The sequence below is a fragment of the Stenotrophomonas sp. YJH_SMC_101-4 genome, assembly GCF_059370395.1.
This window is the reverse complement of record NZ_JCAFTP010000005.1, coordinates 48,902-62,676: the sequence shown is the minus strand read 5'-3', so window position 1 is coordinate 62,676 and position 13,775 is coordinate 48,902. Positions and strand designations below refer to the sequence as shown.

At 67.9% G+C, this 13,775-nt stretch carries 13 protein-coding genes and 1 pseudogene; 7 read left to right on the top strand and 7 right to left on the bottom strand.

The window, feature by feature from the left end; translation table 11 throughout:
* Positions 1-19 precede the first annotated feature (19 nt).
* Positions 20-610, bottom strand: coding sequence for a malonic semialdehyde reductase (locus tag AC5P8D_RS16825; RefSeq protein WP_010484192.1), 591 nt, complete (start codon positions 608-610; stop codon positions 20-22).
* A 126-nt stretch (positions 611-736) separates the two neighbouring features.
* Between AC5P8D_RS16825 and AC5P8D_RS16820 the strand changes: the two genes are divergently transcribed.
* From AC5P8D_RS16820 to AC5P8D_RS16795, 6 genes are all read left to right on the top strand, one after another.
* A complete protein-coding gene (locus AC5P8D_RS16820) occupies positions 737-1,696 on the top strand; it encodes a mitochondrial fission ELM1 family protein (protein WP_010484193.1) in 960 nt (319 codons plus the stop codon).
* A 128-nt stretch (positions 1,697-1,824) separates the two neighbouring features.
* A complete protein-coding gene (locus tag AC5P8D_RS16815) occupies positions 1,825-2,055 on the top strand; it encodes a hypothetical protein (protein ID WP_010484194.1) in 231 nt (76 codons plus the stop codon).
* A gap of 48 nt (positions 2,056-2,103) precedes the next feature.
* Positions 2,104-2,955, top strand: coding sequence for a DUF2145 domain-containing protein (locus AC5P8D_RS16810; RefSeq protein ID WP_071306533.1), 852 nt, complete (start codon positions 2,104-2,106; stop codon positions 2,953-2,955).
* A 19-nt stretch (positions 2,956-2,974) separates the two neighbouring features.
* The gene (locus AC5P8D_RS16805; RefSeq protein WP_029379931.1) at positions 2,975-3,478 is read left to right on the top strand and encodes a hypothetical protein; all 504 of its coding nucleotides are present in this window, start codon (positions 2,975-2,977) and stop codon (positions 3,476-3,478) included.
* A gap of 32 nt (positions 3,479-3,510) precedes the next feature.
* Positions 3,511-4,026, top strand: a complete 516-nt coding sequence (locus tag AC5P8D_RS16800) for a hypothetical protein (protein ID WP_049412249.1) — start codon at positions 3,511-3,513, stop codon at positions 4,024-4,026.
* 75 nt (positions 4,027-4,101) lie between these two features.
* Entirely contained in the window at positions 4,102-4,662 is a 561-nt protein-coding gene (locus AC5P8D_RS16795) for a queuosine precursor transporter (protein WP_010484198.1), read from the top strand.
* Positions 4,663-4,804: 142 nt separating this feature from the next.
* Here the strand turns inward: AC5P8D_RS16795 and glnE are convergent, their stop codons facing one another.
* Positions 4,805-7,600 (bottom strand): bifunctional [glutamate--ammonia ligase]-adenylyl-L-tyrosine phosphorylase/[glutamate--ammonia-ligase] adenylyltransferase, encoded by a 2,796-nt coding sequence (gene glnE / locus AC5P8D_RS16790; protein WP_495203508.1) that lies wholly within the window; start codon positions 7,598-7,600, stop codon positions 4,805-4,807.
* 387 nt (positions 7,601-7,987) lie between these two features.
* On the opposite strand from glnE, the pseudogene scpC reads away from it, so the two are divergent.
* A pseudogene (gene scpC, locus AC5P8D_RS16785) lies at positions 7,988-9,499 on the top strand (succinyl-CoA:acetate CoA-transferase ScpC); the annotation flags it as partial.
* A gap of 98 nt (positions 9,500-9,597) precedes the next feature.
* Here the strand turns inward: scpC and hglS are convergent.
* The 5 genes from hglS to AC5P8D_RS16760 form a co-directional block, all read right to left on the bottom strand.
* Positions 9,598-10,959: a 2-oxoadipate dioxygenase/decarboxylase HglS gene (gene hglS / locus AC5P8D_RS16780; RefSeq protein ID WP_010484201.1), complete on the bottom strand. Its 1,362-nt coding sequence runs from the start codon at positions 10,957-10,959 to the stop codon at positions 9,598-9,600.
* A 160-nt stretch (positions 10,960-11,119) separates the two neighbouring features.
* A complete protein-coding gene (locus AC5P8D_RS16775; protein WP_495203507.1) occupies positions 11,120-11,608 on the bottom strand; it encodes a hypothetical protein in 489 nt (162 codons plus the stop codon).
* Positions 11,609-11,639: 31 nt separating this feature from the next.
* A complete protein-coding gene (locus tag AC5P8D_RS16770) occupies positions 11,640-12,392 on the bottom strand; it encodes an HAD family hydrolase (RefSeq protein WP_010484203.1) in 753 nt (250 codons plus the stop codon).
* A gap of 95 nt (positions 12,393-12,487) precedes the next feature.
* The gene (locus AC5P8D_RS16765) at positions 12,488-12,898 is read right to left on the bottom strand and encodes an EF-hand domain-containing protein (RefSeq protein WP_004139214.1); all 411 of its coding nucleotides are present in this window, start codon (positions 12,896-12,898) and stop codon (positions 12,488-12,490) included.
* Positions 12,899-13,130: 232 nt separating this feature from the next.
* Positions 13,131-13,502, bottom strand: a complete 372-nt coding sequence (locus AC5P8D_RS16760; protein ID WP_010484205.1) for a hypothetical protein — start codon at positions 13,500-13,502, stop codon at positions 13,131-13,133.
* Between the last annotated feature and the right edge of the window lie 273 nt (positions 13,503-13,775).

Here is a 13,775-nt window from a genome sequence, read left to right as displayed (position 1 = left end):
CCGAAACCGATACAACGACTTACGCGATGCGCGCCGCTTCGTCGAACGACAGGCGCGGCAGACGCGGGAACAAGCCCGCCGAGTCACCGTAACCCAGGTTGACCAGGAAATTCGACTTGATGGAGGTGCCGGCGAAGAAGGCTTCGTCCACCTTGGCCGGGTCGAAGCCCGACATCGGGCCGGCATCCAGGCCCAGCGCGCGTGCGGCCAGGATCAGGTAGGCGCCCTGCAGGCTGCCGTTGCGGATGGCGGCTTCGTGGCGGCCTTCCTGCGGGCCATCGAACCAGGCCTTGGCATCGGTGTGCGGGAACAGGTACGGCAGCTTCTCGTGGAAGTCCAGGTCGAAGCCGATGATGACGGTGACCGGGGCGGCCATGGTCTTGGCCAGGTTGCCTTCGGACAGGGCCGGGGCCAGCTTGTCCTTGGCTTCCTTCGAGGTGACGAAGACGAAGCGGGCCGGCGTGGTGTTGGCGGCGGTCGGGCCCCACTTCACCAGGTCGTACAGTTCCTTCAACAGGCTCTCAGGAACCGGCTTGTCGAGAAAGGCGTTCTGGGTACGGGCAGTACGGAACAGCTGATCGAGGGCAGCAGCGTCGAGCGCGTGGGACATCGGTGGATCTCCAGGGCGGCGAAAGGAAGTCAGTGCCCGCGGGCGGCGCGGGGCGAATCGACGAGCCGCAGTGTAGAGTGTCGCGACTGTTGCAACACCCAGCAGGGCTGAAACGAATTAATGCCAATGGTGAAACGATCGAGCGCGCCTTGGACGGTCACGGACGGCCGCGCAGGCAATGTCCGCCAGGCGGTTGCGCTGGCCTCGGCGCTGCGCCAGGGCACCCATCGGCCGCTGGTCCTGCAGCCCCGCGCGCCCTGGCGCTGGCTGTCGCCGCGTCGCCTGCCCGGCGATGTGAATGGCTACGGCGAGGCCTTCGCGACGCTGGCTGCCGATGCCCCGGCGCTGGCGATCGGTTGTGGCCGCCAGGCCGCTGGCGCCCTGCGCGTGCTGCGCGCCCGTGGCAGCCAGGTGGTGCAGATCCTCGACCCGCGCATCAACGCTCGCCATTGGGATGTGGTGGTGGTGCCCGAACACGACGCCCTGCGCGGCAGCAACGTGCTGACCCTGCTCGGCAGCCTCAACCCGGTGGACGATGACTGGCTGGCCTGGGGCCGCGCCGCGTTCGCCGGCTTCAGCACCCTGCCCGGCCCGCGCACCGCGCTGCTGGTGGGTGGACCGACGCCGCTGGCGCCGTGGGATGAAACGTCGATGGTCGGTGTGTTCCGCGCGCTGGCCGACCAGATCCACAGCGAGGGCGGCAGCCTGCTGGCCACCACCTCGCGACGCACGCCGCCCGCCTTGGCCGAGATCCTGCGCGCGACCTTCGCGGACCTGCCGCACGTGATCTGGGGCGACGGCGGCGACGGCACCAATCCCTATGGCGGCCTGCTCGGCTGGGCCAACCGCGTGGTGGTGTCGCCCGATTCGGTGAACCTGCTGTCTGAAGCCTGCGCCACGCGCATGCCGGTGATGGTGGCGCTGGCCGATACCGCGCAGGGTCGGCTTGCGCGCTTCCAGCAGCAGCTGCGCGAGCGCGGGCGGTTGCAGGCGCACTGGCTGGACTGGCAGTACGACCGCATCGAGCCGCTGCGCGAGACCGCTCGGGTAGCGGCAGAAGTGAAGCAGCGCCTGGCATTGGGGTAGTGCCGGCCGCTGGCCGGCAATCCTGGGCGCCCGGCATCACGGTGGTGCCGGGTGCGCAGCGATTTCTGAACATTTCGATCCGCCCGCACCGTTAGAGTCCAGCTTCCCCCATCACGCTGAACGTCTTCATGCGCACCCTGCTCCTGCTGCCCCTGACCCTGCTCGCTGCCTGCTCCACCGCGCCCACCGAACTGGACCCGATTTCCTACCAGTGCCAGCAGCAGCTGGACGCGTATCGCGAACAACCGGCCTTGCGCGATCCGAAGACTGGCGAGCGCCCGCCGCTGCCGATCGCGCCGATCAGCGATGCCTGCGACAGGGAACTCAAGCGCAAGGGCGTGGACCGCCCGCTGCGCTGAGCGGCGTATGATCGGCGCGCGGGCCTGCCCGCCGTTGAAGGTATCGACATGGATCGTTTCTCCCGCCTGCCCCGCGCCGCCCTGCTGATCGCCAGCCTGCTGGCGACCGCACCGGCATGGGCCAACAGCACCGAGTGCCGCGAGCGCTACCCGAGCGTGGCGTCGCAGGCGGCGATGCTGGACGTGGCCTGGACCACCGCCGAGCGCCTGGATGCGCTGCCCGATGTGGACGTGGTGGTCGCCGCACGCGGTGGCCAGGATCTGAGCCGCTATGGCCTGCGACACAGCCACCTGGCCTTCCTGCTGCGCGAGGACGATGGCCGCTGGCGCGCGATGCACCTGCTCAACCGCTGCAAGACCGACAGCTCGCAGCTGTACCACGAAGGGCTGGGCAACTTCGTCGGCGAGAGCGGCGGCCATACCGACCTGCGCATCGGCGTGCCGGCGGCGCCGCTGCGTGCCGCGTTGAAGGCGATGCTGGTGTCGCCCTCGATCCAGCCCAAGGCGCTGCACGAGACCAGGTACAACGTGGTCGCCTACCCGTTCGCCACCGACTACCAGAACTCCAACCAGTGGGTGCTGGAGGTGCTGGCCGCGGCAATGGCGCAGGCCGAAGGCGCGCCGGCCATCGTCAAGCGCGAACAGGCCCAGCAGTGGCTGCGCCAGCAGAAGTACCAGCCCAGCGTGCTGCATATCGGCCTCGGCAAGCGCGTGGGTGCGCGCCTGTTCGTGGCCAACGCCACCACCACCGACCATCCGGCCGGCGAACGCATCTCCGGCAACTATTCGGTGGTGACGGTGGAATCGGTATTCGACTTCCTGCACCAGCGCAGCCAACTGCAGCAGGAACTGGTGATCCCCCATGTGCCGGTGGCCGGTGCTGCCGCCGCCACGCCCTGAATCCAGCAAGGAGAACGACATGCGCACCCTGCCTGCCTTCCTGATGCCGATGCTGATCGTCGCGAGCCTGGCCTGGTCCACGGCCGCTCATGCAGAGCGCCGCATCGTGATCATCCATGACCCGGGTCCGCAGGGGCCGAGCCTGGAGATGTCCTCGCAGATGGTGAACTCGGCCCGTGCGGCGGCGGCGAAGGAAGCCCAGGATGCCGCCGATGCTGGCCAGCCGCTGGCGCGCCCGCAGCAGATCAAGCTGCCGCAGATGCAGGTGAGCGCCATCGCCACCACCGTCGACGGCCGCCGCGAAGTGCTGCTGCGTGATGCCAACGACCCGCAGAACACCGCGTCGATGCAGTACCCGCGCGGCATCGGCGATCCGGCCGTGCAGTTCACCGTGGGCCAGACCGTGAACTTCGAGCCCACTGGCAACGACCAGGGCTGGCAGCTGAAGGACAACCAGGGCCGCCCGCTGGAATACCTGCCCGAGGCCACCGGCCCGCGCGACATCTTCGATACCCGGCGCTGAGCCGCCGTCCCCACCCTGACCAGGAGGTCTCCATGTTCCGTTGCCTGCGCGTTCCCGCCACTGCCCTGCTGCTTTCGGCGCTGGTGGTGCCCACCGTCCATGCCGGCGCCGCGCCACAGTTGAACAGCGGCCAGACCAGCGTGCTGGTCACGTCGCTGATCGTGCTGTCGATTCCGTTGGCCACGTCGATGGGATTGGCCGAACTGTCCAAGGCCCCGTTCAAGGCCAGCGAGCGCAACGGCAAGGTCGCCGCACGCACACCGGCGGTTCCGCTGCCGCCGATGGAGGTGAAGCAGGTCGCCACCACGCCAGCGGGTGATCGCCAGGTGCACCTGCAGGTACCTGGCAAGGCCGACCAGACCGCAACGCTGCAATGGCCGGCGGCTGCAGGCGATGACCCGGTCGCCGGCTTCGTCGTTGGCCAGCAGGTGCGCTTCGACCCGACCGACGCCGGTGCCGGCTGGACCGTGAAGAGCGCGCAGGGCCAGGCGCTGGCCTATGTGCCGACCGCCTACGCCGCCGGCGACGTGATGAGCGAGGTGCTGTAAAGCTGAACGACCGGTTTTGGCTTTGCCGCGGGCCGGGCGGATAATGGGCGATCCCCTTTGTCCCCCTGGCTCGCCATGTCCGTGCGTCCTGCCCCTGTGTTTGCCCCGCTGACCCCGCGCGCCCTGGTGCTGGCGGTGCTGGCGATGGGCGCAGTGGTGCTGCTGTCCAACGTACTGGTGCAGTACCCGATCAATGACTGGCTGACCTGGGGTGCCTTCAGCTATCCGGTGGCGTTCCTGGTCAGCAACCTGATCAACCGCCGCTTCGGCCCGGGCCCGGCGCGCCGCGTGGCGTGGATCGGTTTCGCGGTGGCGGTACTGCTGTCGATCTGGGTGGCCACGCCGCGCATTGCTATTGCCTCGTGCTCGGCGTTCATCGTGGCGCAGCTGCTGGACATCACCGTGTTCGACCGCCTGCGCCGTGGCAGCTGGTGGCGCGCGCCGATGGTGGCCACCACCTGCAGTGCGACGGTGGATACCACCATTTTCTGGTCGATCGCGTTTGCCGGCTCCGCCCTGCCGTGGGTGAGCTGGGCCGCCGGCGACCTGGCGGTGAAGCTGGCGATCGGCGTGTGCCTGCTGGCCCCGTTCCGCGCGCTGTTGTGGAAGATGGCGCCGCTGCGCGCCACCAGCTGACCGCACATGCTCTGGTAGGTACCGACCGTTGGTCGGCACGCTCCATCAGAGTTCATCACCGCTGACAGATTGTGCCGACCAACGGTCGGCACCTACCAACAGCGGATCATCCCCGGGCAATTGCGCTAATGGGTGCACCCACTCACCCGAACGGCAACTCCGCGGCTCTGCACGCTGCCGTAATCGCGGCACACGCCTCTTCAATCGCGGGCGTGGTCGGTGCCAGTCGCGGACGTCGATCCAGCGTGCAGGCCAGGCCTACGTCCAGCAACGTGGCATGTGCGCCATGCAGCGCCTCTGCGGTGTCTTCCGGCAGGAAACCGACAACCGCCAACGCGTCGATCAACGACGGCGTATCGCGTGGTTGCAGCAGCGCCCCATGCTGCGCGCTGCGCGCCAGCACGCCGGTCTGCAGCAGGAACTCCAGGTCCACTACGCCACCGGCACCCTGCTTCAGGTCCAGCCGCGCGGCATCGCTGCGGTCCAGCTCGGTGCGCATGCGTCCACGCATCTTCAGCACATCGGCATACAGCGTGGCCGGATCGCGCTCACGTCCCAGCGTCTGCGCACGCACCTGTTCGAAGTCGGCCAGCAGGCTGGCATCACCGGCCACGCCGCGTGCGCGCACCAAGGCCTGGTGTTCCCAGGTCCATGCGCGTTCGCGCTGGTATTCGGTGTAGCTGGCCAACGAAGACACCAGCGAACCCTTGCCACCGTCCGGGCGCAGGCGCACGTCGATGTCGTACAGGCGGCCCGCAGCAGTGACCGCACCGAGCAGCGCCATCACCTTCTGCGCCAGGCGCGCATACCAGCGCCCCGGCTCCAGCGGACGCGCGCCGTCGCTGGCGTCCACGCCGGCCGGATTGTCGTGCAGGAACACCAGGTCCAGATCGGAGCCGAAGCCCAGTTCCAGGCCACCCAGGCTGCCGTAGCCGATGACCGCGAAGCGGCCACCGGGAATCTCGCCGTGTGCGGCGCGCATGTCCGCCTCGGCCATTGCCAGCACGGTGACCACCACCGCCTGTGCCAGCTCGGCCAGTTGCCGGGTGCTGTCCACCGCCCCCTGGCGCCCGTCCAGCGTGGCCATCGCCATGCGGAAGCTGAGCGCCAGCCGCGTCTCGTTGAGCCAGCGCAGCGCAGATTCGGGATCTTCCACCGCCAGCACCTGCTGGCACTCGGCCAGCATGCCGGCGGCATCGGGCATCGGCCCGGACACGCGCACGTCCAGCAGTTCGTCCAACAGCAGCGGATACGCCGCCAGGCGTTCGGCCAGCAGCGCACTGCGCGCCAGCACATCGACCAAGCGCGCCAATGCACTCGGTTGTTCGTCCAGCAGCGCGAGATAACTGGTCCGGCGCAGCACCGCCTGCAGCAGGCCAAGCACGCGCTTGAGCGCGGCATCCGGCTGCGGTGAACGCGTGGCGGCATGCAGCAGCGCCGGCAGCACACGGTCCAGGCGTGCGCGCGCTGCGTCGGACAACGACTTCACGCCGGTGCTTTGAGCGAAATCGCGCAGCGACTGGTCAGCGCCGTTGGCATCGAGGAAGCCGGCTTCGGCCAGCAGCGGTGCGTTGCTGCCGTCGGGCAAGCTGCGCCAGTAGTTGGCCAGTGCATCGGGCGCGGCCTGGCCCTTGCGCGGCGCCAGCAGCGCGGCGAACTCGGTACTGACCCGTGCCTGCTGCACGGCCAGCGCCGCGCACAGCACGTCCCAGTCCGGATAGCCGAGGCCGACGGCGATGCGCTCGCGATCCAGCGCATCGCTGGGCAGCACGTGGGTCTGTGTATCGCGCAGCATCTGCAGGCGGTTTTCCAGCCGGCGCAGGAACAGGTAGGCCTCGCGCAGCGCGCTGCCATCTTCGGGGGCGATCTGCCCGGCGGCGACCAGCGCGTCCAGCGCCACCAGCAGGCGGCGTTCGCGCAGTGCCGGTTCGCGACCACCGCGGATCAGCTGCAGCGCCTGGCACAGGAACTCGATTTCGCGGATGCCACCGGCGCCACGCTTGATGTCGTCGTGCAGTTCGCGGCGCGCGACTTCGGCGGTGATTGCTGCCTTCATCTCCCGCAGGCCGTCCAGTGCGGTGAAATCCAGGTAGCGGCGGTACACGAACGGGCGCAGGGTCTGCAGCCACGCTTCACCGGCGGCGATGTCGCCGGCCACCGCGCGCGCCTTCAGCCAGGCATAACGTTCCCAGTCGCGGCCTTCGCGCTGGAAATACTGGTCCATCGCCGCGAACGACAGCGCGACGCGGCCGGCGCTGCCGAACGGGCGCAGGCGCAGGTCGACGCGGTGGCTGAAGCCGTCGACCGTGGTTTCGTCCAGCAGCTTGGCCAGGCGCTGGCCGAGGCGTGCGAAATACTCTTCGGCGGCCAGCGCGCGCGCGCCGTCGGATTCGCCGCCGTGCGGGTAGGCGTAGACCAGGTCCACATCGGAACTGAAGTTGAGCTCGCCACCGCCGAGCTTGCCGAGGCCGAACACCACCAGCTGCTGTGGGGTGCCTTCGCCATCGCGGACCACGCCGTGGCGTTGGGCGAATTCCTGCTGCAGGGCGTCCAGTGCCAGCCGCAGGCAGTCTTCGGCCAAAGCGGTGGCGCCGGCGAGGGTCTGCGGCACGTCGTCGAGGCCGGCCAGGTCGCGCCAGATCAGCCGCGTGGACATGGCGGTGCGCCAGCGCCGTATCTGCGCCGGCCAGTCGCTGGGCTGCAGCGGATCGAGCACCGGCGCCGGGATCGGCGGGCAACCGGGCGCGGCCAGCTGCGCCAGCAGCGCCGGTTGCCGCACGAGGGTGTCCAGCGCGAAGTCACTGGTCACCGCCAGCCGGGTCAGCAGCGGCAGCAGCTCGGCAGGAACGGGCTCGGGCAGGACCTGGGCCAGGCGCGTCAGGGCGCGGTCGACAACGGGCTGGAGGGCGGCGGACAGTTCGGCGGGGGCGAGGGTCATGCCCTGATTCTCGCGGGGTCGGATCCCTTTGCCAACGGCGAAGGGCTCTGCCCCCGAGATGCCGCCGCTTGATGCCGCGGGTGGGGTCAGAGCCTTTTGCCCTTGGCAAAAGGATCCGACCCTGAAGGGGTGCCGCGTATTCATACTGGATGACAGGCAATAAAAAAGCCCGCTTGCAGCGAACTGCCAGCGGGCTCTGCTCCCTCCCCCACGTCGGGATGCAGGGCCATCGTGCGGGCTGCGAAAGCACTTTGCACGCTGCACTGCAAAACAAAACCGGCGGGTATGGGTGAGCCCTCCGGTGAAAAGCCATTCCACGAAGGTAGAACCCCCCGTACGGATGAGGATGGCCGATAATCGGAATTCCCCCCAGCAACACGTGTCGTCATGTCTGTTGATCGCATCGCCAACGCGCGTCTCCGTGACCGCGTGGTCTCCGCAGAGGCCGCAGCCGCGCTGATCCAGCCCGGTGAAACCGTGGCCATGAGCGGCTTTACCGGCTCCGGGTATCCCAAGGCCGTTCCCGTGGAACTGGCCCGCCGCATCGAATCGGTGCATGCCCAGGGCCAGCCCTTCCAGATCAGCCTGATGACCGGCGCCTCCACCGCGCCGGAACTCGATGGCGCGCTGGCCAAGGCTGATGGCATCGCCATGCGCATGCCGTTCCAGAGCGACCCGGATGCACGCAACCGCATCAACGAGGGCAAGCTGGATTACATCGACATCCACCTCAGCCACGTGGCCCAGCACGTGTGGTTCGGCTTCTACGGCGAGATCGATACTGCGGTGATCGAAGTCTCGGCCATCCGCGAAGATGGCTCGCTGGTGCCCTCCACCTCGGTCGGCAACAACAAGACCTGGTTGGACCTGGCCAAGAAGGTGATCGTCGAGGTCAACGAATGGCAGCCGGCCGGCGTCGACGGCATGCACGACATCTACTACGGCACCGCGCTGCCGCCGCACCGCAAGCCGATTCCGCTGGTGAACGCCAACGACCGCATCGGCGACACCGCGCTGCGCTGCGACCCGGACAAGATCGTGGCCGTGGTGCGTACCAACGGCCCGGACCGCAACAGCCCGTTCAGCCCGATCGATGCAACCAGCGAACAGATCGCCTCGCACCTGATCGAGTTCCTCAAGCACGAGGTGAAGAAGGGCCGCCTGCCGCCGAACCTGCTGCCGCTGCAGTCGGGCGTGGGCAACATCCCCAACGCGGTGCTGGCCGGCCTGGCCAAGAGCGGTTTCCGCGACCTGGCTGCGTTCACCGAGGTGATCCAGGACGGCATGCTCGACCTGCTGCGCGACGGCGTGCTGAGCTATGCCTCGTGCACGGGTTTTGCGCTGAGCCCACAGGCCAACGAGACGTTCAAGGAGAACATCGATTTCTACCGCGAGCGCATCATCATGCGCACGCAGGAGATCTCCAACCACCCCGAACTGGTGCGCCGCCTGGGCTGCATCGGCATGAACGGCATGATCGAAGTGGACATCTATGGCAACGTCAATTCGACGCACGTGATAGGCACGAGGATCATGAACGGCATTGGCGGTTCGGGTGACTTTGCCCGCAACGGTTTCCTGTCGGCGTTCCTGAGCCCGTCCACTGCAAAGAACGGCACCATCTCGGCGATCGTGCCGATGGCCAGCCATGTCGATCACACCGAGCACGACGTGTCGGTGATCGTCACCGAACAGGGCCTGGCCGACCTGCGTGGCCTGACCCCGCGCAAGCGCGCGCAGGTGCTGATCGACAACTGCGCGCACCCGGATTTCCGCCCGCAGCTGCAGGATTACTTCGATCGTGCCAGCCGCGAAAGCTACGGCAAGCACACCCCGCACCTGCTGCCGGAAGCGCTGTCGTGGCACCAGCGCTGGCTGGATACCGGCACGATGAAGGGCTGCTTATTCTCGGTTCGCCGGGCATGGCCCGGCGCTACCAGCTTCCAGTGGGTGCGGACCTTGGTCCGCACCCACCACGCGCACCAAAGCGGTGCCGATCAGGCGCGCAGCGCCGCCAGCGATTCCGCCTGCAGCCGCTCGTAGATCTCGAACTCGTCATTCACCGCCACGCCCAGCGCCTGCTCGAAGGCCTCGCGGTTGGCGTGCGCGGCATACGCGCGCTGTTCTTCGCCGCCCAGGTTCGACTGGAAGATGCCCGCGGCGCTGACCGGCAGGAAATCCTCGTAGACGATCGGGTCGGCCGTCGCCAGGCCCGCGGCCACCAGCACTTCAGCCGGCAGATCCGCCACGCGCTCGGGCGCGGCACGGCCGGCGTCGGTCAGCTGGTAGCGGTAATAGCCCAGTCCTTCCTGGCGCAGCGTGTCATGGTCATCCGGGAAGCTGGCGAACACCGCCTGCAGGCGCTGGCCGTAGTCGCCGCCGGTGCTGCCTTCGCCACCGGCATCGCGTGCCTGCGACAGCAGCTGGTCGTACAGCGCGCGGCCCTTCGGGGTCAGCGCAAGGCCGCGCTGTTCGATCTCGCCGAAGCGCGCGGTATGCGTGCCGGCATCGCCACCTTCCGCGTCCGGGAAATGCACTGCCTCTTCCAGCGCCTTGAAGCTGGTCTGGCGCAGCAGGATCGGGCAGGCGCGGCGCGGCGGGCCTTCGATCACCGCCTTGGCCGCCATGCCGTGTTCGATCATCGCCGCCTGCGCAGCGTCGATGTCCAGCGTGCGCGGGGTCAGGTGATTGATGTGCGGGCCGCGGAAACTGACCACGTCGGCCACCAGCCGATGCGCGTTGTGCAGCGCGTGGTAGGTCGGCAGGTCGACCGTGGCATCGCCGTGCCAACGGAAGGTTTCCAGTGCTTGCTCGACGAAGCGCTCGGCATCGGCCTGCGCCAGGCCACCGTCACGCTCGGCCTGGTCGATCAGTGCCAGCGCGCCCTCGGTGAAGATGCGGCGGCGCGCAAGGATCTTCGCCGATTCGGCACGCAGCGCTTCGTCTTCGATCAGCTCCAGGCGCAGCAGCGAGGTGAACACGCGGAACGGGTTCTGCGCCAGCGCGGCGCCGGTAAGCGGGCGGAACGCGGTGGAATGCACCGGCACGCCCGCGACCGACAGGTCGTAGTAGCCGACCGGGTACATGCCCATCACGGCGAACAGGCGGCGCAGCGTCGCCAGTTCCTGCACGGTGCCGACGCGGATCGCGCCGTGGCGCTCTTCATCCAGGCGTGCGCGCTCGTCGTTGCGCTGCAGCTGCGCGGCCAGCGCCGGGTCCTGCTCCAGCACCTGCGCGTTGATCCGCTCCACCAGTTCCACCAGCGTGCCGTACAACGGCACTTCGGTGCGGTACATGCGGGACATGGCCTGTGCGAACAGGCGGCGGATCACATCAGGCGAAACGAAAGAGGCGCTCATCAGTCACTCGATTACGGGAACGGGGAACAGCTCGAACCCGTATTGTCGCCGGAGTGCGTGGCGGCGGCGATATGCAGAGCAACATGAAACATCGGTAGCGCCGGGCCATGCCCGGCGGATCCCAAGGCCGCGCTGCGCGCTCGCCGGGCTTGGCCCGGCGCTACCGCTTCAACTGGCGCCTGAGGGTGGCATCCAGGGTGATCGGCCGGTCCCAGTGCTGGTAGCTGGCCACGATGGCATGGCGCACGGCGCGGTAATGCAGGTTGTCCGGCGTGGTGGGCATGCGCTTCACCACCGCCTCCCAGCCGCCCTCCGGGTCCTGGCTGAAGGCGCGCACGCTCTCACGGCAGGTCTGGCCGCTGGCCTTGGCCCAGAAACAGGCGAAGTAGATATCCCCAGCCTGACAACCGTGGGTGGTGAACAGCGCGCTGATGTAGCCACGCGGCACGTCGGCATAGCGCGAGACCTCATCGAGAAAGGCATCCGGGTAGCGTTCGGCGTAATGGTTGATGTCCTGCAGCTGGGCATCAACCCAGCTGTCGCCGGTTGCCACCTCGTAGGCTGCCGAACGCTCGGCGGTCTGCTGGGCCAGCACGGTGGCCGGCACCAGCAGCAGGGACAACAGCAACACGCGCAGTCGGTAATTCATGCCCCGATTCTGCCGCAGCCGCCGGGCCCTGTCAGGCGGCCGCAGCGGCCTTGGCTTCGATCGCCGCCAGTGCGGCCGGCCAGTCGTGGGCGGTATCGGCGGTGACCATGCGCGGTTCATCGTCGGCCACGCCGTGCTGGGTCTCGTGTGCCCAGGTCACTGCATACGGGGTATGCACGCCCCAGCCACCGAGGGTGACCACCGGCTCGATGTCCGAACGCAGCGAGTTGCCGACCATCACGAAGCGCTGCATCGGCAGATCGAATTCGGCCAGCACGCGGGCGTAGGTTTCCGGGTCCTTCTCCGAGACGATCTCGATGCGCGGGAACAGCTCGCCCAGGTTGGCGACCTTGATCTTGGCTTCCTGGTGGAACAGGTCGCCCTTGGTGATCAGCACCACCGGGTAGTGCTCGGCGATGGCCGCCACGGCTTCGCGCACACCGTCGATCAGCTCGACCGGATGGCGCAGGGTGTCGTGGCCGATATCCAGAATGCGCTGGATGTCCTTGGCCCCGATACGCTGAGCGGTGATGTCGATGGCCGCTTCGATCATCGACAGGGTCATGCTCTTCACGCCGTAGCCGAAGGTGCCCAGGTGGCGCTGCTGCACTTCCAGCAGGTGGCGCGCGGTCTGGGTGTCATGCACGTCGACGTAGCGCGACAGCAGGTCAAGGTAATCCTGCTCGGCCTTGCGGTAGTAGTCCTCGCTCTTCCACAGCGTATCGTCACCGTCAAAACCGACCAGGCCGATGGCGCGCGACGGCGCAGGCGTGGAGGTGTTCATCGGCCAAGGATACAGGGGTGGCGATGACGAGAAAAACCCGGGCGGCCGCAGCCGCCCGGGTCCCCATGCACCGGTCTTCCCGAATCAGGTGTGGATCAGCGGCCCTGGGCCGCGCCAGCACCCGCACCGGCCTGCTGCGCGGCCACGTAGGCCTTGTACTCATCGGCGCTCAGTTCGCCGTCCTTGTTGGTATCGGCCTGGTCGAACACCTGGGCCAGGCCCGCGTTCACCTGTGCCTCGGTCTTGCTGATGGTGCCGTTGCCATCGGTATCGATGCTGGCCCAGGTCTGGCCACCGCCATTGGCCTGCGCCGATGCCGCGGCGGCCGCATTGGTCGCCTGGTCAGCCGCCTGCCCTGCCTGTGCCGCCGACTGCTGCGCCTGGGCGGCTTCGTTCTGTGCCTGCGCGGCCTGCTGCTTGGCCGACTGGGCCATCGCCGGAATGGCCAGCACGCTGCCGGCGGCGACGATCAGGGCGATCAGGGGCTTGCGGTTGCGAATAGTCATCAGGGGTGTCTCCTACCAATTGGGTGGTGTTGCGCGGCATGTTGTCTCCGCACAGCACCTACCCTGCCACCGCGTTTCTGAATCGATTTTGCCACGCGACCGGCGTCAACACGCACGATTAACCACTCGCCCCCATGCATGCTTTAGCGCGGTGGTTAGCAGCAAGTGAGCAGCTCATAAGATGCGCATTCAGCGCTGCCGGATTTAACCGGCAACCAACGAAAAACCTGCGTCAGTCGACGTTCTGTGCCGATGACCGCGAACTGAACAACACCCAGCCGAGGGCAACACCGGCGAGCGCGCCGGCGATTTCCAGCACCACGCGGCTGCCGAGTTCGTTCGGATCATGGATGGTGGCGAGGAACAGGCGCGCGTACAGTGGGGATTCCAGCCGCACGATGCCCATGTAGAACAGCTTCCATGCATCGATGCCGGCGGAGATGATCACGGCGATGACGCAGGACCAGCCGATCGCGTGGCCGACTGTCCAGTGCAGGAGCCGGCACAGCTGCGACCACAGGAAGTACACCAGCAGCCCGACCAGCAGGGCGATGGCGCCCGCTTCCAGGGTACCGAGCAGGCCGAAGTGCAGGGGAAGGTTCATCGGGTGGGCAGCGGTGGGATGGCGGCCAGTGTAAGGGATCTGCCCCGGACCCAATCCGGCAGCCACGGTAGATCCACGCCATGCGTGGGTGAATCTCTCGAAATCGAATATCTCGACGATTGAACAAAGAGCAGCCGAGCATGGGCTCGGCTCTACAACGGACCGCGCGGGGAATTGTCGAAGGCTGGGTGGGTCCGGTTGCGGGGGCGTGAGCCGCATGGGCCGGAGGCATGCCTCGGGCGGGTTGGGCAGGACGCCCAACCCTGGCCTTGC

Coding starts and splice junctions, on each gene's coding strand:
- AC5P8D_RS16825 (WP_010484192.1), bottom strand. CDS start 610: ATGTCCCACGCGCTCGACGCTGCTGCCCTCGATCAGCTGTTCCGTACT.
- AC5P8D_RS16820 (WP_010484193.1), top strand. CDS start 737: ATGGTGAAACGATCGAGCGCGCCTTGGACGGTCACGGACGGCCGCGCA.
- AC5P8D_RS16815 (WP_010484194.1), top strand. CDS start 1,825: ATGCGCACCCTGCTCCTGCTGCCCCTGACCCTGCTCGCTGCCTGCTCC.
- AC5P8D_RS16810 (WP_071306533.1), top strand. CDS start 2,104: ATGGATCGTTTCTCCCGCCTGCCCCGCGCCGCCCTGCTGATCGCCAGC.
- AC5P8D_RS16805 (WP_029379931.1), top strand. CDS start 2,975: ATGCGCACCCTGCCTGCCTTCCTGATGCCGATGCTGATCGTCGCGAGC.
- AC5P8D_RS16800 (WP_049412249.1), top strand. CDS start 3,511: ATGTTCCGTTGCCTGCGCGTTCCCGCCACTGCCCTGCTGCTTTCGGCG.
- AC5P8D_RS16795 (WP_010484198.1), top strand. CDS start 4,102: ATGTCCGTGCGTCCTGCCCCTGTGTTTGCCCCGCTGACCCCGCGCGCC.
- glnE (WP_495203508.1), bottom strand. CDS start 7,600: ATGACCCTCGCCCCCGCCGAACTGTCCGCCGCCCTCCAGCCCGTTGTC.
- hglS (WP_010484201.1), bottom strand. CDS start 10,959: ATGAGCGCCTCTTTCGTTTCGCCTGATGTGATCCGCCGCCTGTTCGCA.
- AC5P8D_RS16775 (WP_495203507.1), bottom strand. CDS start 11,608: ATGAATTACCGACTGCGCGTGTTGCTGTTGTCCCTGCTGCTGGTGCCG.
- AC5P8D_RS16770 (WP_010484203.1), bottom strand. CDS start 12,392: ATGAACACCTCCACGCCTGCGCCGTCGCGCGCCATCGGCCTGGTCGGT.
- AC5P8D_RS16765 (WP_004139214.1), bottom strand. CDS start 12,898: ATGACTATTCGCAACCGCAAGCCCCTGATCGCCCTGATCGTCGCCGCC.
- AC5P8D_RS16760 (WP_010484205.1), bottom strand. CDS start 13,502: ATGAACCTTCCCCTGCACTTCGGCCTGCTCGGTACCCTGGAAGCGGGC.